We start from the raw sequence: 18,980 nt of genomic DNA, 5'->3' as shown, positions 1-18,980 counted from the left end.
CCGGCGGCAAGCTGCAGGCGGACGGCACGATCTCGGGCGAGCAGGATATCCGCCTGTCGTCCAATGCCGACACCGTGGTGAACGGCAAGACGGTCGCCAATGGCCTCTTGAACATCAAGGCCGGCACAGACCTCGTCGTGGGCAAGAACGGCCTGGCGCAAGGCAGCGGCAAGCTGTTCCTCTTCGCCGGCCAGGACCTGCGCATCGCCGGCACGGCCGGCACCGCCGAGACGGCGGCCACGGGCGGCGGCACGCTGCGCGCCGAGGCCGGGCGCGACATCTTCGTGACGGGCACGGTCACGGCCAGCTCGCCGGCCAGCCTGTCGGCGCAGCGGCACATGAACGTGGACGGCACCGTCACCGCGCTGAGCGGCGATCTGACCACGCAAGCCGGCGGAGACCTGAAGGTGGCCGCGAGCGGGCGCTTGCAGTCCTCGGGCAAGCTGGACGCCAAGGCCGGCGGCGATATCGACTCGGACGGCACGCTGGCCGCCGGCGGCGCATTGGCGCTGGCGGCCACGGGCGACGCGCGGCTGGGCGGCACCATTGCCGCGCTGGGCACGAGCGTCCAGGGCACGCCGCCCGCGCCCGGCGGACGCAGCCTGTCCGCGCCGGCCAGCGGCGACCTGTCCATATCGGGCGGACGCGACCTGACCATCAAGCAAGGCGCCCAGGTGCAGGCAGCCGGCGCCTTGAACGCCAGCGCCGGCCGCGACCTGAGCGTCTCCGGCGCGCTGGCCTCGGTGCGCGACCTGACCCTGGCCGCCGCGCGCGACGCGCGCGTGGACGGCTCGGCCGCCAGCGACGCCAAGCTGACGCTGAACGGTCGGAACATCACCGTCGCGGACAAGGGCCTGGTGCAGGCCGCCGACACCTTGACCGCCACCGCCGCCGGTTCGATGCAGATCGCCGGCCGCGCGCTGGCCGGCCGCGACCAGACGCTGAGCGCCGGAGATGGCCTGTCGATCGACGGCACCGCCGCCGCCTTGAAGGGCGACCTGACCCTGACCGCCACGCGCGGCGACCTGATCCTGGGCGCGGCCTCGCGCCAACAGGCGGACGGCACGCTGACCGCCACTGCCGGCGGCGCGTTGCAGGCGCTGGGCTCGGCCTCGGCCGGCAAGGACCTGAGCCTGCGCGCCGGCACCGACGCGCGGCTGGGCGGCGTGATCGGCACGCAGACCGGCAAGCTCTCGGTCAATGCGGCGCACGACCTCTTCATCACCACCGATGGCCGGCTGCAATCCGGCGCGGCGCTGGCCCTGGACGCGGGCGACGCGCTGAACAACGCGGGCGTCGCCTTCGCCAGCGGACGGGCCGACCTCTACGCAGGCACCTCGCTGGCCAACACCGGCTCGGTGCTGGCGGGCGGCGACCTGCAAGCCCGCACGCCGGGCCTGCTGAACAACGCCGGCCGCTTCGTGGCGGGCGTGGACGCCGACGGCAAGCTGAGCCAGCCGGGCAGCCTGACGCTGACGGCCGGCACGCTGCAACACGCCGGCACCAGCCTGGCCGGCAAGGACATGACGCTGTCCGCGACGGGCCAGGATGCGCCCGGCGGCGCTTCGTCCTTCGTGGGGCTGAACCTCGCGGGCGGCGTCTTGTCGGCAGCCAGCAGGCTGACGCTGACCACCGCCAACGATATCGACATCTCCAACGCCACGCTGCATGGCGGCGAGCTGAACCTGTCCGCCGCCAAGCTGCGCAACCTGGGCGGCAAGCTCACATCCTCGGGCGATGCGACGATCCAGCTCGGCGGCATGCTGGACAACACCGGCGGCATGATCGCCGCGGCCGGCAAGGCCCGCATCGATGCCGCGAACCTGGTCAACCGCGACGGCACCGTGGCCGGCGGCAAGCTGACCGTCACCACCAGTGGTGCCATCGACAACCAGCGCGGCCTGCTGCAGGCCGACGACACGCTGACGCTGACGGCTTCAAGCCTGGACAACAGCAATACGCTGACCGCCAGCAACGCGCCCGCCAGGGGCGTGCTTGGCAAGCTGGTCAGCATCGTGGCCGGGCGCGTGAACAACCAGGGCGGCGCGATCAGCGCCGGCCAGGACCTCGGCATCAAGACCGGCGAGCTGGACAACACCGCCGGCGATATCGCCGCGCGAGGCGCGGCGCGCATTGACGCCGACACGCTGGACAACACGCGCGGCCAGATCGCGGCCGGCCAGGGCCTGAGGGTGCTGATCAAGACGTTGCAAGGCCTGGGCTCGCTGGCCTCGGGCGAGGACCTGGCGTTCGAGTACGCGGGTTCCTTGAACCAGGAAGGCAATCTGACGGCCGGGCGCGACCTGAACCTGAGCGTGGGTGGCCACATGAGCAACCGTGCGCGCGTCAGCGCGGGCCGTGACCTGAGCATCCGGGCGGATTCGCTGGAAAACCAGGTCACGGGGGAACTGCTGGCCGGGCGCAACAACACCATCGACGTGTCGCGAGGCCTGAGCAACGACGGCCTGATCGACGGCCAGTACACGCGCATCTCGGCCGCCAGCCTGAGCAATCGCGGCCGCATCTATGGCGACACCGTGGCGATCCGCGCGGGCGAGCTCGTCAATACCGCAGGCGCACAGGGTGGGGCGGTGATCGCCTCGCGCGGCAGCCTGGACCTGGGCATAGGCTCCCTGGTCAACGAGCAGCACGCGCTGATCTACTCGGCGGCGGACCTGCGCATCGGCGGCGCGCTGGATGCGGCGGGCAGGGCAGTGGGGCAGGCGCTGCGCCTGCTGAACACCGGGGCCACGATCGAGGCGGGCGGCGACGCGCGCATCGCCGTGACCCTGCTGGTGAACCTTAACGCCAACTACACCAGCGAGACGGTGACGCAGGCGCCCGTGGGCAAGCTGTTCCTGCGGCCGGACGGATCGAGCGCGCGCTATGACATGACGGACAACTGGTTCTGCGTCAATGACCGGCCGCGTTGCGGCAAGGAAGTCGCGCTGCTGGAGAACGACTCCCAGCATGGCTTCCTGATGCCGTCGGACGCGTATCCGGCCTCACGCTATGGCCCGCCTTTTGATTACGCGCCCTGGTACACGTCCAAGGACGGCGCGCGCGGCAAGGAAGTTCCGATTGCGCCGATCCGCATGCCGCAACTGACGGTGTGCCGGGAGGTCGAGGGTAGCCAGGTCTGCGGCGGGCAGAACGATACCGGCGAGACGCTGCCGTGGTATCGCCCTCTGGTCCACGACTATGCCGTCGACGCAAAGATCTGGAAGGTATTTGGCGTTACGCCGCCCTCGGATCCGGCGCCGCGGTGGGCGCCGCGCGATTGCGGACGTGACCGCCAGTGCATGGCCGCCGAGACCGTTCGCCGCCAGGAATACGAAACCGCCTTCGCCGCCTTCCAGGCGCCGTATGCGGAGCTGGACCGTCGCATCCGCGCGTTCAACGCGGACTACGCCCGGCGCATGTCGTATCGCTTCACAATCTACGAAGTCGACGAGCTCGTTACCGAGACGCGCACACTCACGTCCGACCCTGGCCGAATCCTGTCGGGTGGCGCGATGACGCTGGCCGGCGCGGTCACCAACGACAAGAGCCAGATCGCCGCCGGCGGCGCGCTCGTCGTGCAAGGCCCGGACATCGAGAACATCGGCGCGCAGGGCCGGCGCACCGTGGCGCTCGAAGGCACGTCCACGTACACCAAGCCCAGCGGCAGCAACCAGCGCCGCCGCTCCTGGGAGACTGAAGCCTTCAAGCGCACGGTATCGGACGACCCCATGGAGGTGCCGGTGGGCACCGCCGGCGGCAATACATCCGTGCCGCTCAGCGGCAAGACGCCCGGCGCCACCGGCATCGCCTCGCCCGGCCCCGTCCTGGTCGCCAGCGTCAGCCTGCCCGGCGGCACCGTGGTGCGCACCGTCTCCAACCCGGCCAGCATTCCCGACAGCCAGCTCTTCGCCGTCAACAACCGGCCGGACGCGCCCTATATCGTCGCCACCGACCCGCGCTTCACGGGCCAGCGGCCCTACGTGTCCAGCGACTACCTGTTCGACCTGCTGCGTCCGTCTGGCGGCATGCCGGGGGCTTCGACGGGCAACTCGGTCGGCGCCGGCGGCACGTTGGCCGGCTCGCGCCTGGGCAACTGGGATGCGCTGATCCCGCCGGGTGCGAAGTTCCTCACGCCCTCGGGCCAGCCCAAGCGCCTGGGCGACGGCTTCTATGAACAGAAGGCCGTGTCCGACCAGATCCTGGCCACCACCGGCCAGCGCTTCCTGGAGAAGTACAGCGACAACGACACGCAGTACAAGGCCTTGCTCGCGGCCGGCGCCAAGTTCGCGCAGGACAAGGGCATCAAGCTCGGCGTCGCGCTGACCGAAGCGCAGCAGCGCCAGCTGACCACCGACCTGGTCTGGCTGGTCGAACAGACCGTGACCCTGCCCGACGGCACCACCGAAACCGTGCTGGTGCCGCAGGTCTATCTGCTGGTGCGCGCGGGCGACCTGAAGGGCGACGGCACGCTGCTGGCGGGCCGCAGCGTCCATCTCGCCGTGGACGGCAATGCCGCCAACAGCGGCACCATCGGCGCGCGCGAGGCCACGGTCATCACCGCTGGCAACATCATCAGCCAGGCCGGCGGCACCATCCAGGGAGGCAGCGTCAACCTGGCCGCGCGCGAGGATCTGAGCAATCTGGTCTCGTCGATCAAGGGCGGCAAGGTCGTCTTGAGCGCCGGACGCGATATCGCGCTGACGTCGACCTCGGCGTCGGAGAACTACGGCAGCAGCTGGGGGTCGTACCTGACCGGCGTGGCGCGCGTGGATGCCGGCAGCCTCTCCATGCAGGCCGGCCGCGATCTGGCGCTGACCGCCGCGCAGGTGGCCGCCAAGGATGACGCACGCTTGCAGGCCGGGCGGGACATCGTCCTGGACACGCTCACGGAAAGCCACGGCGACCGCATCGCGCGCGGCTCGCGCAACCGTCATGAAACCCGCAACAGCCGGGAAATCGGCGTCGATATCGCAGCCGGCGGCAACCTGACGCTGGTCGCGGGCCAGGACATCGACGCGCGGGCGGCGAGTGTCACGGCGGACAAGCAACTGGCCGTGGGCGCCGGGCGCGACGTCAACCTCACGGCCGGCGTGGAAACGGCCTACGCCTACGACGAAAGCTATAGCAAGAAGCGGGGCTTCCTGTCGTCCAAGACCACGCACACCATCCAGTCCACGGACCAGACGCGGGCGCAGGCCTCGACCTTCACGGGCAACTCGACGGTCGTGATGGCCGGACGCGACGCCAATGTCACAGGCTCGAACGTGGGCGCACAGAAGGATCTGGTCCTTTCCGCTGGCCGGGACGTGAACATTCTGTCTGGCGAGAACACGTCGCAGGACTATGACTACAAGAGGGTCAAGAAGTCCGGCCTGGGCGCGATGGGCGGCCTGAGTATCGGCACGCGCAGGCAGACCGATTCCGTGGACGGCAAGCAGGTCTTCCATACCGCCAGCACCGTGGGCAGCGTGGAAGGCAATGTGCTGATCAACGCCGGCAACGGGCTGAACGTCGTGGGCAGCAATGTGATCGCGCGCCAGGGCGACGTGACGCTGATCGGCCAGCAGGTCAACATCGTGGCCACGCTCGACACCGCGCGCAGCAAGGAATTCCACGAGATCAAGCAAAGCGGCCTGTCCGTCACGGCCAGCAACCCCGTGGTCAGCGCGGTCCAGACCGGCGAGCGCATGGCCAGCGCGGCGAGCAAGGTCGATAACCCGGTGATGCAGGGCCTGGCGGCCGGCACGGCTGGCTTGGCGGCCTACAACGCCTACGATGCCGTGCAGAAGATGGGCAGCCTGGACAAGGCCACGTCCCTGGACAAGGTCGGCGGGGTCAGCGTCCAGATCAGCCTGGGCAGCAGCAAGAGCACCAGCACCACCGAACGCAACGCATCCAGCGCGGCGGGCTCCACCGTCGCGGCGGGCAAGGACCTGACCATCATCGCCCAGGGCGCGGGCCGGAACTCAGACATCACCGTCACGGGTTCGAATCTGTCGGCCGGCGGCAACGCCGTGCTCAAGGCAGAGGGCGACGTCCTGCTGCAGGCGGCGCGCAACTCCTTCGAACAGAAGACCGATAGCAAGAGCAGCAGCGCCAGCATCGGCGTGGGCTTCAACGTGGGCAGCGCGAACACGGGCGTCACGCTGGAGCTGGGCGTCTCGGCCAGCCGGGGCAAGGCCGACGGCAAGGACGAGAGCTGGACCAACAGCCACGTCACCGCCGGCAACGTGCTCGCGATTCAGTCGGGCGGCGACACCACCTTCAAGGGCGCCTCGGGCAAGGCCGAGCAGATCATCGCGTCGGTGGGCGGCAATCTGCTGCTGGAGAGCCTGCAGGACACCAGCAAGTACGACGCCAAGAACCAGAGCGCGGGGTTTGGTGCGTCGATCTGCCTGACTGGCACTTGCACGAGCAACATAAGCGCCAACGCGGGCCAAGGCCAGATGAAGAGCGACTTTAAGTCGGTGACCGAGCAGACCGGCCTGTGGGCCGGCGACGGCGGTTTCTTGATCGACGTGAAGAACAACACCACGTTGATCGCCAGCGTCATCGCCAGCAGCGACAAGGCGGTGGCCGACGGGTTGAATAAGCTGAGCACCGGCACGCTGGTGACGGAGGACGTCAAGAACAAGGCCAGCTACAGCGCCTATCAGGTCTCGGTGGGCGGCGGCATCGGCCTGGGCGGCGGCGACAAGAGCGGCGGCACGGGCTTGGGCACGACCAAGGACAACCAGGTCGCGGGCGGCGCGAGCAAGGAGGCGGGCACCTCGCTGCCCTCGTCGGGCAACCTGTCGTTCAAACCGCCCACGGTCGCGGCCGCCAGCGGCAGCGGCAGCTCGACCACGAGCAGCGCCATCAGCGGCGGCACGATCGTGATCCGCGACGAGGCGGGCCAGCAGGCGCTGACCGGCAAGACGGCGGCGGAGACGATTGCGTCGTTGAACCGGGATACGTCGGACACGTTGAACGCGCTCAAGCCGATCTTTGACAAGGAGAAGATCGAGGCGGGGTTCGACATCGTTTCGGAGGCTAGCCGGCAGACGGGGCAGTTCTTGGCGAATCGGGCGGAGGAACTGAAGAATGCGAAGGCGCGGTCTGAAGATAGCACTCTGTCTTACTCCGAGCGTATCCGAGCGGCGCAGGAATATGCCGAGTTGGAAAGCAAATGGGGCAATCAGGGCTCGTACCGCCTGTGGGGCACGGTCATCTTCGGAGCAATTCGTGGCAACGTGACGGGAGGAGCAAGCCAGTTCGTCCAAGCTGCCGCGGTCAACTATTTGCAAGCCTTGGGCGCAGCCAAGATCAAGGAAGTGAGTAGCGCGTTGGGAGGGGAGGGCTCGGTTGGGCACATTGCTCTGCACACGTTGCTGGGTTGCGCAGGCGCTGCCGCACAGGGTTCGGCGTGCGGTGCCGGCAGCGCAGGGGCGCTGTCTGGCGTGGTTCTGAGCAAGCTGTTGGAGAGTGTGGATGGCGACAAGGCCAAGAAACTGTCTCCTGAAGACGCAGAAGCGCGCGTCAATCTGATCAGCAGCATCGTCGCAGGCATCGCAGCCTCGATCGATCCCTCGTCTGTTGCGGCTGTAGAGATCGCGGCACGTATAGAGGCTGAAAATAACAGTCTCTACCGCAATCGCGACAAGGTCGCTCGTTTGAAGGCCGAACTCGTTGGGAGTTTGGAGAGGACCTGCGGTGATGACAATAGCTGCCTGCAAGCGGGATGGGCGGAAGCGGATCGAATGGCGGCGGCGTATGACGAAGTGATGACGCTCGCCCATTATCCGGCGCTAAGCAAGGAGGGAACAGACGCGCTTGCTCAAGCCGTACTGGACCTGGCTCCGGGAGTGTCTAATGCCAGTTCGCTGTATGAGCTTGTTACGGGGAAGACCGCGACTGGGGATGAGGCGAATCGGTACTTTTCGGCGCTTGGTCTGGTGCCGGTGGCTGGCGGCATGCTCAAGAAGGGGGGCAAGCTGTCCACGTATTCGCGGAGGGGGAGAAGGCCCTTGATGTGGGGAAGGTGGCGGGGAAGGCAGCTGAGGTTCCGCAAGTTATATTGAATCGCCAGAACGGTGCCGCATTTGAAAAGCAGGTGGTAGAAGCGTTCGGACATATTGGAGGGGTGAAGAACACAACTCCTGTAACAGTTACGCTGCCCAGCGGCATTCAAGTAACTACGATTCCTGATATGTGGGGGAAGTCTGTTGGCGGCATGCTGGAGGTCAAGAATGTTCAGAATCTATCTATGTCCAATCAATTGCGCGCCCAGATTCAGCATGCCACGAATTCTGGTCAACCCTTGAATCTCGTTGTAAGTCCCAGAACATATAACGTCTCTGAGGAACTCACAAAACAGGTGCGCATGACTGGCGGTGATATGTATAAGTACAATCCGGCAACAGGTGAATTAGCGAAATTCTAATGCTATGAGAGCGTATATTCAGATCGCGATAAGAACTAATATCGAAACCATTGGCTGGGGGGTTGGAAGTCGATTGTTCGATTCATTAAGCTCAAGTGGTGGGTTGCTTGCTCCAGAATTTGTTTCTCATAATGCTGACAAAGTAACGGAGATTTTTGATGGCCAAGAAAAAATGGAAAGATTTTGGGCAGAAAAGGCTTCAATACAAGCAAGTGGAACCATTTCGGATTTTTTTCTCGATTTTGCTTGGAAAAAAAGGAGTTTCCTTAAAAGTTCAGGTCGTGTCAGTCATACATTCCGGAATCTTAAAAATCAAATTGTTCCGGGGGATATTTGCCTAAAATCAGAGTATGGCGACAAAATAGACTGGTATGGTTTATTCAAGAATTGGTGTGACATATTTCCGCCTCAGCTCGGAATGTTGCATTTATTTTCTGACCCGGAGCTCGGGCCGCACGAGCGGAGAAATAGCTTTCAAATTGGCTCTTTCAATGCCGCGCTGAAGCCAGATATTCCGAACATTGGTTGGGCCATGTTTTATGGGAATGAGTTTGCTGAGAAGATTGATGCTGAGGGAATCTTCCGTGCAGGATTTCCTATTGAAAAGATGGGCGATGGTTATTTGGTGAGAGTTACGGAGAGTATTCAAGACGTCGCTCGAGATTTTGAGTTGTTCGCAGAGCGACGTATTGATCTTAAGGGGTTTTTTCCGAGTGAGTTCTTTATGGCGTAGATGTAGGGTTATATTGAAAATAAAATAAATACCGTCTTACTCGTCAAGATGTTGTGCGTAATCTGAACGATAGGCTTGAAATTCAGTCGCAGTGCTAATGTGCTGAGATAAATTCACTTGCCTTCAATAAAACAAGTTTTCACTAAAATAAAAAATTTAGAATGCATCGGACCATTTTCTGTGAAGGGTTTTGATCGCGTGTGAGGTGATCATCTTGAGCAACATCGTTGCTACGATTCGTTTGGCAGATGATGTGGGTGATCCAAAATTAAAAGGAGTGCGATCCGGATATTCCCCGCATCACAAGTTTGCAGCGATGGATTATCTAGTTAGTGGTGTGCACAGATATCAAGATGATCGTCTCCACTATCCTGGAGAAGTGCTGGAAACGAAGATCCGTTTTGTAAGTTGGGAGTTTTTCAAAGACATAATAAAGGTTGGGGATGTCTTCGAAATGCTTGAGCTTGATAGGTTGGTCGGGCATGGAAAGGTTGAGATAATTCTTTGATACCTATCGATCGTCGAATAGATCGTTCCAGACAACGGTTCGGATCGTGCGGTATGCAATTGGGCTATCCTCCTGTAAAAATAAGACCAAACGCCATATACAGCGCCTACGTCGCCACCCTAAGCTCACTCTGCTCATGAATCCTTATGAGTCCGGTTTGGCGATCGGAACTGCGTAAGTTGGACACCTCTACGAGGTATCTGCATCGGCGTGCTTAGCGGTTTCTACGGGCGGGCGATTGCAGGAAGGGGTTCATCCCCTGCCGGTTCCTTACGCATCGGTTCGCCAATCCTGCTTTCTGTCCGCCCACCTCATTTGGCGATGAGTAGCGGGTGGATCCAGCGTAAGGAGTTGGAATTGGCTACCCAATTGAACGAGCACCCCCTTTCCGAACGCCGTTGGCGCGTACCGGGTATGGAAGAGTTCGGCACAGTCGCAATGGCGCGTGTGCACGATGTGGAACGTACCCGCCACGCGATAGAAACCATCGTGCGGGTTGTAGGCAACGACGCGAGTGAGTCAACTGCAGGCGGTTCGCAGTCGTTGGACCGATGGACAGTCATCAGCCTGCTCGGCGGCGTTGAAAGCTTGTGCGACTACTTGGGCTATGTGACCGAGGCAATGCTCGAACAGGCAGATCACGCGTCGGTTTCGGAGCGCAAACGCGTCTGGCGGCGTCGGCTGCTGGCGAATGGCCTTCTCGACGAACTGCGAGCCACCTAGAAGGCATTGATCTTGGAAGAGAACGGGCGGCGGCTATAAGGTCGCTGTCTTCCGGCTGATGGTGATCGTCTTTGGGTGACGGCGCTGCCAATTGGACGCGTATTTGCCGGAGTGTCTTCAGCCCGGGAACTCGCTAGTAGGCGGGCGAGCGTATTGCCGGCGTGGCAGGCAAGGTCGGCAATCCGGTGGCAGGGCTTGGCTGACGACACTGCCAGGCTGGCGGCCTATAACGCATACGGCGCTGTGCGGAGGGGGGCCAGATCGACAAGGCCACGTCCCTGGACAAGGTCGGCGGGGTCAGCGTCCAGATCAGCCTGGGCAGCAGCAAGAGCACCAGTACCACCGAACGCAACGCATCCAGCGCGGCGGGCTCCACCGTCGCGGCGGGCAAGGACCTGACCATCATCGCCCAGGGCGCGGGCCGGAACTCGGACATCACCGTCACGGGTTCGAACCTGTCGGCCGGCGGCAACGCCGTACTCAAGGCCGAAGGCGACGTCCTGCTGCAGGCGGCGCGCAACTCCTTCGAACAGAAGACCAACAGCAAGAGCAGCAGCGCCAGTATCGGCGTGGGCTTCAACGTGGGCAGCGCGAACACGGGCGTCACGCTGGAGCTGGGCGTCTCGGCCAGCCGGGGCAAGGCCGACGGCAAGGACGAAAGCTGGACCAACAGCCACGTCACCGCCGGCAACGTGCTCGCGATCCGGTCGGGCGGCGACACCACCTTCAAGGGCGCCTCGGGCAAGGCCGAGCAGATCATCGCGTCGGTGGGCGGCAATCTGCTGCTGGAGAGCCTGCAGGACACCAGCAAGTACGACGCCAAGAACCAGAGCGCGGGTTTTGGTGCGTCGATCTGCCTGACTGGCACGTGCGTGAGCAGCGTAAGCGCCAACGCGGGCCAGGGCCAGATGAAGAGCGACTTCAAGTCGGTGACCGAGCAGACCGGCCTGTGGGCAGGCGATGGCGGTTTCTTGATCGACGTGAAGAACAACACCACGCTGATCGGCAGCGTCATCGCCAGCAGCGACAAGGCGGTAGCCGACGGGTTGAACAAGCTGAGCACCGGCACCTTGGTGACGGAGGACGTCAAGAACAAGGCCGACTACAGTGCCTATCAGGTTTCGGTGGGCGGCGGCATCGGCCTGGGCGGCGGCGACAAGAGCGGCGGCACGGGCTTGGGCACGACCAAGGACAACCAGGTCGCGGGCGGCGCGAGCAAGGAGGCGGGCACCTCGCTGCCCTCGTCGGGCAACCTGTCGTTCAAACCGCCCACGGTCGCGGCGGCGAGCGGCAGCGGCAGCTCGACCACGAGCAGCGCCATCAGCGGCGGCACGATTGTGATTCGGGATGAGGCAGGCCAGCAGGCGCTGACCGGCAAGACGGCGGCGGAGACGATCGCGTCGTTGAACCGGGATACGTCGGACACGTTGAACGCGCTCAAGCCGATCTTTGATAAGGAGAAGATCGAGGCGGGGTTCGAGATTGTTTCGGAGGCTAGCCGGCAGACGGGGCAGTTTTTGGCGAATCGTGCGCAGGAGATTGACGCTCTTAAGGCACAGGCCAAAGATCCAACACTATCTAAGATGGAGCGTGACCACGCTGCCGCAGCAGCGGAAAAACTGGAGAGTGAATGGGGGCAGTCGGGCTCATATCGCCGTATTGTTGGTGCGATAACGGCGGGAGCAGCGGGCAACCTAACAGGTAGTGTAGGCAGCTTCGCGCAAGCAGCAGCAGTGAGTTATTTCCAGGGATTGGGTGCGTCGCAAGTCAAGAAGATCGCGGATCAAATGGGCGAGGGAGTTGACTCAGACGCGACGCGCACCCTTTTGCATGGAATTGTGGGATGTACAGGGGCATTGGCTACTAGCGGCAATTGCTCGGCTGGTGCTTTGGGAGCTGCATCGAGTTCCGTGCTAGCGAAGCTTATTAGCATGGCGGCCGGAGATAATCTATCTGCAGAAGAGCGTGAGGCGCGAGGCAATTTGATAGCTAGTATCGTGGCTGGTATCTCTGAAGCGACTTCGGTGGACGCCACAACGAGCACTATTGCGGCAGTAGCCGAGTTGACAAATAATTCGCTCACTTTATCGGACATTAAGAAATTCGCGGCAGAGGCTTCTGTTTGCAAAGCGTTTGACAACTGTGATCAAGTAAAGGAGAAGTTCCGGAAGCTAAGCACTGAAACTCAAGAAACCATGATCGCCGTATGTGCAGCTGACGCTAGTGTTTGCAGGGAGCGGTACGGTGATTTTGTTGAACAAGTAACGGAATATCGACAAGAACTAGATAAGCTAAGCGGCATGGATCTCCCTGTCGCCCTTAAAAACGATCTGGCTGTATATTTTCTACGGCATGCTGACGCTGTCAGTATGGTCCTTCATACAGAAGTCGCTGCGGATCTAAAGAGCAGATTCGGCATGAGTGCCGAGACAGCCGCGGGGCTTGTGGCTGCAGCAATGGCAATAACCGGGTCGGTTAAGGGAGCGAAAGGCGGCAATGGTGCAGAAAATAATATCAATCGAGAAAAACTTCATTCTCAACTATTGGCTGAAGAGGTGGCAAATGGTCATGCGTTCCAGAAGCATGTTGTCGAACGAAAGGAGTTTGCCGATCTTGGTATTAGTACAAAAAGTCAATTTCAAGGTTTTGTAGAGAAAATCGTATCTAATCCGGCGGTCGAACGTCGTTATGCTGTTGATGGGACGGTCTACTATCTTGATAATTCGACAAAGACCATTATTATTCGAGGGCAAAGAGGTGAGGCTACGGCCTTTAGGCCCGATCAGGGTGGTGTGGGTTGGGAAAATTATATTAAATCGCAGGTGCCAAAAAAATGACTGAAAATAATGAGAGTTTGGAATCGATTCGTATCGAGGTTACGCATAAGGAGTTGCGATATTTTATTGCGTGCGGTTTTGCATTGCTGCAGAATGTTCCGGAAGAATCCCTTCCGACATACTGCGGGCTAAACAAAAATGAAATTTTGGAAGTTTCTTTGCGGTTGAGAGAATTGGCTGATCGATTTGGTATTGATATGTAGGGCGGCCGTAGGCAGAGTCGTGTCTGGTGAGCCGGATGGATGAGACTAAGTGCTAGAGCTGTTCTTCGAGCGGGAAACCCAGTCGTAGTGCCTTGAGTGTGCAGTGATGGATCTATTTGGTGTCGACCCAAGCTAGTGTTTTCTCAAATCAGAAACCATGGTGGATAGCTTTGACTGGGGCATAGATGATTATCTTGAGATTTGAAACGGGTGAAAGCGTGGAATTGCCTCTTGATGATCTTGAGGAGGCAGATTTTCAAGGGATGGATCTGCATAGGGCAATATTTGAGTCGCTATTTCTGGTTGGGGCGAAATTTAAGAATGCTCATTTGAGAAACGCAATCTTTGATCAAGCCGTGTTGAATAAGGCCGATATGTCTGGTGCTGCACTCATGAATGCGAGTCTTGCTTACGCGGAAATGAAAAGGGTAAATTTGTCTAAATCTGTGGCTTCGGGGGCTGATTTTCATAACGCAGATCTTGCAGAGGCAAATATGAAAGAAATGGATTTGTATTATGCAAATTTCTCCGAAGCTAATCTGCGAGGGGCTAATCTTGATGGGACCAGAAGAATTGAAACCGCCAAATTTTCAGGTGCGGTCTATGATGAAAAAACAGTGTGGCCAAAGGGTTTTGACCCAAAATTGTATGGTGCCACTAGGGGTTAAAGGCGAAAGTCCTTATTGTTTTTGACTTGACCCTAACCCCGAATTAGTCCGGATCGGAAGTAGAGATTTCCGGCTCATTGAGGTTGGCAATTTGGCCGTCGGCCAAGTGCTGGCACGCATATTCGGCAGGTGCCTGCCACTTCAGCGCAGAGTGGGGACGAACCTCGTTATAGTACGTCCGCCAGGCGTCGATTTTCTCCTTGGCGTCGGCAAATGACAAGAACCAGTGGCTGTTCAGGCATTCCTGACGGAAGCGGCCATTGAAGGATTCGCACTGCGCATTGTCCGTCGGCTTGCCGGGCCGGCTGAAGTCGATTTCCACGCCGTTTTCGTATGCCCATTTATCCATGGCTTTGGAGATGAACTCGCTGCCGTTATCAGTTTTGATGACGCGCGGTAAGCCACGCAGTGCGCATACACGCCCGAGCGTCGCCACCACGTCGTCACCCCGCAGGTTTTGCCCAATGTCGATGGCCAGGCACTCTCTGGTGTAATTGTCGACCAGGGTCAATGCACGCAAACGGCGACCATCGAACAATTGGTCCATGACGAAGTCCATGCTCCAGATGTCATTGATCGCTTGTGCGACCGCTTTGGGCTGGCGACGTTGCGCCGACTTATTGCGCTTGGGGCGCTTGTGCCGCAAAGACAAGCCTTGTTCGCGATACAAACGGTAGACCCGTTTGTGATTGTCCCGATAGCCTTCGCGGCGCAACATCACGTGTACACGCCGGTATCCGTAGTGAACCCGTGTATGCGCGATCTCGTGGATTCGCATGATCAAAGCGCCACTGTCGCGTCGGCACGATTCGTAGCGATACAACGACCGGGAAATCATGACTGCGGCGCATGCCTTGGTCACGCCGACGCCGTAGCGCTTCATCAGATCATTCACGAGTACGCGGCGCCGCGAAGGCTTCAGAGCTTTTTTGCCAAAACGTCCTGCAACATGGCCTTGTCCAGCGACAGGTCAGCGACCAGGCGCTTGAGGCGATTGCACTCCTCTTCAAGCTGGCGCAGCCGTCGCAACTCCGAGGGGCCAAGCCCGCCGAATTTCTTCTTCCAGTTGTAGAAGGTGGCTTCGCTCACGCCCATCTTGCGGCAGACCTCGGGTACGGCCGTTCCCAGTTCGGCCTGCTTCAGCGCAAAGGCGATTTGCTCTTCGGTGTATTTCGATCTCTTCACGGCATGGCTCCTATTCCATATGGTGAAATCATGCCGGATTTCTCTAATTTAGATCGGTACTAAAAACTGGGTTAGGGTCATCATAAAGTCGCTGAAGAGCTATGGGAAATCTACATTTGCCTCGTTGACGGATGAGCGGGGAAATTATGTTCAGGTGGCGGGCGGGGGAGCGAGTTGTATGCTAGAGCGCTTCGACGCAATTCACCACAGGCGCTATCGCGCTTTTCACGGAAAACCGCAATTGAGTCGTCCAGATGGAACCGTACTTGTTTTCGGCGCGGGGGAGTTTTCGATGAAATCCGACGAATGGTTTATGTCGGCGCAAGTAGCGGCTGTCTTTATTGCATTCCTAAATGGCGCAGATTTTCCCCCAAGCATTGGTTGGCGAGATGCTCCTGGGTTTTAGATATTGGGCGACATCGCACAGGATGCTTGGTACCCCAGTGTCGAGGGCAATACCCTGATCAATGCCGGCAATGCGTTGAACATCAACGGCAGCAACGTGATCGGGCATCAGGGCGATGTGACCCTGATCGGCAGGCAGGTCAATGTTGCCGCCGCGCAGTACACCCTGAGCGAGAATGAGTTCCACGAAGTCAAGCAGCGCGGGCGGGGTGAACATCAACCTGTACTGAGATGATATTGGCCAGACACTTCCGACGATGACGATGACTCTGCGCCTATGCTGTACGGATTCTGGCGGATATCGAAGGTTCGCGAAACGGATTGCTGGATTCCGTCGCGGGATTATTACCAGCGCGGACCCTGTTTGAGCGTTGCACGGAAGATTATTTCTGGCAGTGCGCCAAGCACGACCGGCTGCGCTTCACAGTGCCCGGCGCGCAGGGCAAGTAGACGGGCAGGAAAAACAGGCAGGCAAAAAGACGGGCCAGCGATTGGACAGGCCGGGCAAGGGCCGTGGGTCACCCCAGCAAGCCCGCTTTCGAGAATTCGTAGCCCTTTAAACAATTGGTGACGCCCCGCCGGAAAAACTGCGCCACAATGCGCCACCGTATTCCCGCCCACCAGGTACCACGATGAAGAAGACCCTTGCGCTGCTGATGTGCGCCGCCTTGCCCGCCATTGCCGCCGCGGCCCAGCCCGATGTCGAAGCGTTGCAGCTGAACCCGCAGAACAAGCTGTACTGCAATGAGCAGGCCGATTGGTGCGTCGGGATCAAGCTGGACGGCGGATTCGAGGACAACGGTCCCTTTGCGTCCAGCCGTAGCCTGCGCGCCGATTACCGCATCTGGGACCTGCCGGATATTCCTAACTTTTCCCACTTTACTGTCTGGCCGCACCTGATCCGCCTGAGCGAGGAGCGCGCCCTGGTTGGCGTGATCGGCCCCGCCGAGCCGGACTACAAGCAGGAGATCCAGTTTTCGGGCGGCAGTTTCTCGCGCAAGGACCTGTACCTGTTCATGGTTGATCTGGACCAGAAGGTCTCGGGCCTGGTGCATGTGATGCCTCTTAGCGCCCAGGCGTCGATCCGGTCCTGCTTCAACGAAGCGGACCAGCAGCGACGCGAGGCCAATTGCATGGATCAGTATCGCTACGACGCCCTGCTCAAGGCGGTGGCGGGCGGGCAGTCGTATCCGGACCTGCAGGTCACCACCCAGGCCACGCGCGCACCGGCGGGGGCCAGCCGCTATGCGGATTCGAGTAAGCTGCCGGCGCCGACGGCGGCGCAGTCGCGGCCGCAGGCCGACAAACAGTGCAGCTATACCGTGACCTACAAGTGGAAAGAGGACGGTTCGGTGTATCGGCCCGCCACGCCCATGCCGGACTGCGCCGAGTTCCTGGAAGCCCAGCCGCCGAAGAAGGGCTAGGACGTTCCGACGTTCTTGACGACCCTGCGCGGGCGCGTGCCATCGCGCCAGCCTAGCGCAGCATCGGCAGGCTGCCCGTCAGTCCATTGATCCAGCGCCGCGCGCCGGCCAGCCCGATGCCCAGCATGGGCAGGCCGCGATGCGCGGATTCCCGGTGGCGCGCCCAATAGGCATGGCAGTCGTGGATGCCTTGCGCATAGACGGGAAACAGCGCCAGCCTGCCGCCGGCCGGCGGCTCCATGGGCAGGCGGTCGCACAGCGCGGCCATCTGCGCGTTACTGGCGCTGAGGATGATGATGGGCAGGTGCGAGATGGCGGAAGATTGCAGCCCCTCCACATCCCGCAGCGGCCGCGCGGCCCAGCCTGGCAGGCCCGCGCCCAGGCCGGCGGCGATGCAGGCGGCGGCGTTGGCCGCCTGGCCCAGGGCCAGGCCGGCCGACACCACGATGACGACTTTTTCCGGTGGGACGGGCGTGGACGTGGCGGGCGATTCGATGGGGCCGCCGGCGGCGGTCGGGTCGTGCATGGCGCGGTTCCTGGCAAAGCCGCCATGCTGAGGCGTCCGTCGCGCCAGGTCTTGAACGCGCGTGAAGACGGCGACGTTCAGCGCGGGCAGACGCGGATGCGGTGGCCGTCGGGATCCAGGGCGACGAAGGTCAGTCCGAACACTTCGGCGACGGGCGGCTGTTCGATGGGCACGCCCAGCGCCTGCCAGTGCGCGTGGAGGTTGCGCACGGCTTCGTCGTCGTCGACCGTGAACGCGATTTCGCTGCGGTGGCCCGAGACGGGCGGCGGCGGGCTGACACGGTGCGAGGCCCACAGGCCCAGCATGTAGCCGCCGTCCAGGGCAAAGGCGGCATAGCTCGGAAAGGCATCCAGCGGGTCGCGGTCGAGCAGGCGCTGGTAGAAGGCCACGCTGGCCAGCGGGTCGGCGACGTACAGCAGGAACAGGTTGAGGCGGGCGGGGACGGGAGAGGGCAAGATGGGCTCCGGAAGCAACAAAAGGAGCCGTCATCCTAGAGGGTAATGCTGCCAGATTATGGCAGTAGACATGTGGGCGCCTGTTCGCGCGGAAGAGGCCGTCTGCGGCGCCCGGATAGCGCCGTCGGAGGGGGCGCGTCCGTTGGCAGGCGCCTGGTTCAAGCCGCCTGCGGCGCGCTGGTACAGGCCGCCGCGTCGTCGCGCACCAGGATGTCCTCATAGAACGCGCCGAAGGGCCGTTGCGGATGGGCGATCTGGATTTCCAGGATCCAGATGCCCGTGTCCGGACAGAGACCGAAGTCGCCCAGGCTGCCGGCCTTGTAGATGGCGTGCGGGAAGTCGCTGACGCGGTGGCCCTTGATGTCCAGGTTCAGGCGCCAGCCCAGCGCCTCGGCGCGTTGCGCGGCTTGCGCGTACAGGTCGGCGCCGTTCAGGCGCTGCGCGCGCCAGAGTTCGCTGACCTCGCGCCAGAGCTGGCGCGCGGCCAGGGCGGCGGCCTGCATGTCGCGATCCGAGCCGGTGACGAAGGTATCGCCTGCGTCGCCCTCGTGGCCGTCCCAGACCGGGCCGATGTCGACGAAGTAGATGTCGTCTGCGCCCAGCACGCGCCCGGGTTCGGAGGCCTGCTTGAAGGTTTTGAGCGTGGCGGGACCGAAGCGCACGATGGTGGGATGCCAGATCCGGTCGATGCCCATGGCGAGCAGGTGGGCGCTGGCGGCCTCGCGGGCCTGCTGTTCGGTCATGCCGGGGCGGATGAGCCGGCCGATTTCCTGGACGGCCTGCATGGAACGCTCGCGCGCGTGCAACATGGCCCGCGCGGAATAGGCCTGGCCCACGGCCTCGCGCGGGTCGATCGTCTTGGTCAAAGCCCTGCTCCCTGGCCGTTCG

At 61.8% G+C, this 18,980-nt stretch carries 15 protein-coding genes; 11 read left to right on the top strand and 4 right to left on the bottom strand.

Annotated features, from left to right (window positions below; translation table 11 throughout):
• Window positions 1-77: 77 nt before the first annotated feature.
• The 8 genes from AC6LJ9_RS19895 to AC6LJ9_RS19860 all read left to right on the top strand — a co-directional run bounded on the left by AC6LJ9_RS19895 (window position 78) and on the right by AC6LJ9_RS19860 (window position 14,097).
• Window positions 78-8,063 (top strand): hemagglutinin repeat-containing protein, encoded by a 7,986-nt coding sequence (locus tag AC6LJ9_RS19895; protein WP_498148927.1) that lies wholly within the window; start codon window positions 78-80, stop codon window positions 8,061-8,063.
• Entirely contained in the window at window positions 8,060-8,425 is a 366-nt protein-coding gene (locus AC6LJ9_RS19890; protein ID WP_498148926.1) for a putative toxin, read from the top strand. Before AC6LJ9_RS19895 ends, AC6LJ9_RS19890 begins: the two co-directional genes overlap by 4 nt.
• A 4-nt stretch (window positions 8,426-8,429) precedes the next feature.
• The gene (locus AC6LJ9_RS19885; RefSeq protein WP_498148925.1) at window positions 8,430-9,158 is read left to right on the top strand and encodes a hypothetical protein; all 729 of its coding nucleotides are present in this window, start codon (window positions 8,430-8,432) and stop codon (window positions 9,156-9,158) included.
• Between the two features lie 214 nt (window positions 9,159-9,372).
• Window positions 9,373-9,666: a hypothetical protein gene (locus AC6LJ9_RS19880; protein WP_498148924.1), complete on the top strand. Its 294-nt coding sequence runs from the start codon at window positions 9,373-9,375 to the stop codon at window positions 9,664-9,666.
• Window positions 9,667-10,023: 357 nt separating this feature from the next.
• Window positions 10,024-10,389, top strand: coding sequence for a hypothetical protein (locus AC6LJ9_RS19875; RefSeq protein WP_498148923.1), 366 nt, complete (start codon window positions 10,024-10,026; stop codon window positions 10,387-10,389).
• A gap of 233 nt (window positions 10,390-10,622) precedes the next feature.
• Window positions 10,623-13,226 (top strand): hemagglutinin repeat-containing protein, encoded by a 2,604-nt coding sequence (locus AC6LJ9_RS19870; protein WP_498148929.1) that lies wholly within the window; start codon window positions 10,623-10,625, stop codon window positions 13,224-13,226.
• Entirely contained in the window at window positions 13,223-13,429 is a 207-nt protein-coding gene (locus tag AC6LJ9_RS19865) for a hypothetical protein (protein ID WP_498148922.1), read from the top strand. Before AC6LJ9_RS19870 ends, AC6LJ9_RS19865 begins: the two co-directional genes overlap by 4 nt.
• Window positions 13,430-13,614: 185 nt before the next feature.
• Window positions 13,615-14,097 (top strand): pentapeptide repeat-containing protein, encoded by a 483-nt coding sequence (locus AC6LJ9_RS19860; RefSeq protein WP_498148921.1) that lies wholly within the window; start codon window positions 13,615-13,617, stop codon window positions 14,095-14,097.
• A gap of 43 nt (window positions 14,098-14,140) precedes the next feature.
• Here the strand turns inward: AC6LJ9_RS19860 and AC6LJ9_RS19855 are convergent.
• Window positions 14,141-15,282 (bottom strand): IS3 family transposase gene (locus AC6LJ9_RS19855; RefSeq protein ID WP_498148920.1). Its coding sequence is split into 2 segments (ribosomal slippage): window positions 14,141-15,030 and window positions 15,030-15,282, totalling 1,143 coding nucleotides; the frame shifts between segments, so codons are not numbered across the junction.
• Between the two features lie 178 nt (window positions 15,283-15,460).
• On the opposite strand from AC6LJ9_RS19855, the gene AC6LJ9_RS19850 reads away from it, so the two are divergent.
• From AC6LJ9_RS19850 to AC6LJ9_RS19840, 3 genes are all read left to right on the top strand, one after another.
• Window positions 15,461-15,688 (top strand): hypothetical protein, encoded by a 228-nt coding sequence (locus AC6LJ9_RS19850; RefSeq protein WP_498148919.1) that lies wholly within the window; start codon window positions 15,461-15,463, stop codon window positions 15,686-15,688.
• Between the two features lie 3 nt (window positions 15,689-15,691).
• Entirely contained in the window at window positions 15,692-15,922 is a 231-nt protein-coding gene (locus tag AC6LJ9_RS19845) for a hypothetical protein (RefSeq protein WP_498148918.1), read from the top strand.
• Window positions 15,923-16,319: 397 nt separating this feature from the next.
• A complete protein-coding gene (locus AC6LJ9_RS19840; RefSeq protein WP_498148917.1) occupies window positions 16,320-17,111 on the top strand; it encodes a hypothetical protein in 792 nt (263 codons plus the stop codon).
• A 52-nt stretch (window positions 17,112-17,163) separates the two neighbouring features.
• On the opposite strand, the gene AC6LJ9_RS19835 is transcribed toward AC6LJ9_RS19840, so the two are convergent.
• The 3 genes from AC6LJ9_RS19835 to AC6LJ9_RS19825 form a co-directional block, all read right to left on the bottom strand.
• On the bottom strand, window positions 17,164-17,637 hold the full coding sequence (locus tag AC6LJ9_RS19835) for a DUF2000 domain-containing protein (protein ID WP_498148916.1): 474 nt from the start codon (window positions 17,635-17,637) through the stop codon (window positions 17,164-17,166).
• A 77-nt stretch (window positions 17,638-17,714) separates the two neighbouring features.
• Complete coding sequence (locus AC6LJ9_RS19830; protein ID WP_498148915.1) at window positions 17,715-18,092, bottom strand: VOC family protein; 378 nt, start codon at window positions 18,090-18,092, stop codon at window positions 17,715-17,717.
• Window positions 18,093-18,250: 158 nt separating this feature from the next.
• Window positions 18,251-18,958, bottom strand: a complete 708-nt coding sequence (locus AC6LJ9_RS19825; RefSeq protein ID WP_498148914.1) for a M24 family metallopeptidase — start codon at window positions 18,956-18,958, stop codon at window positions 18,251-18,253.
• Between the last annotated feature and the right edge of the window lie 22 nt (window positions 18,959-18,980).

The organism is Achromobacter sp. 1011811831 (genome assembly GCF_059760905.1).
Note: the sequence above shows the minus strand (reverse complement) of the source record. Positions and strands in the feature narration are given on the sequence as shown.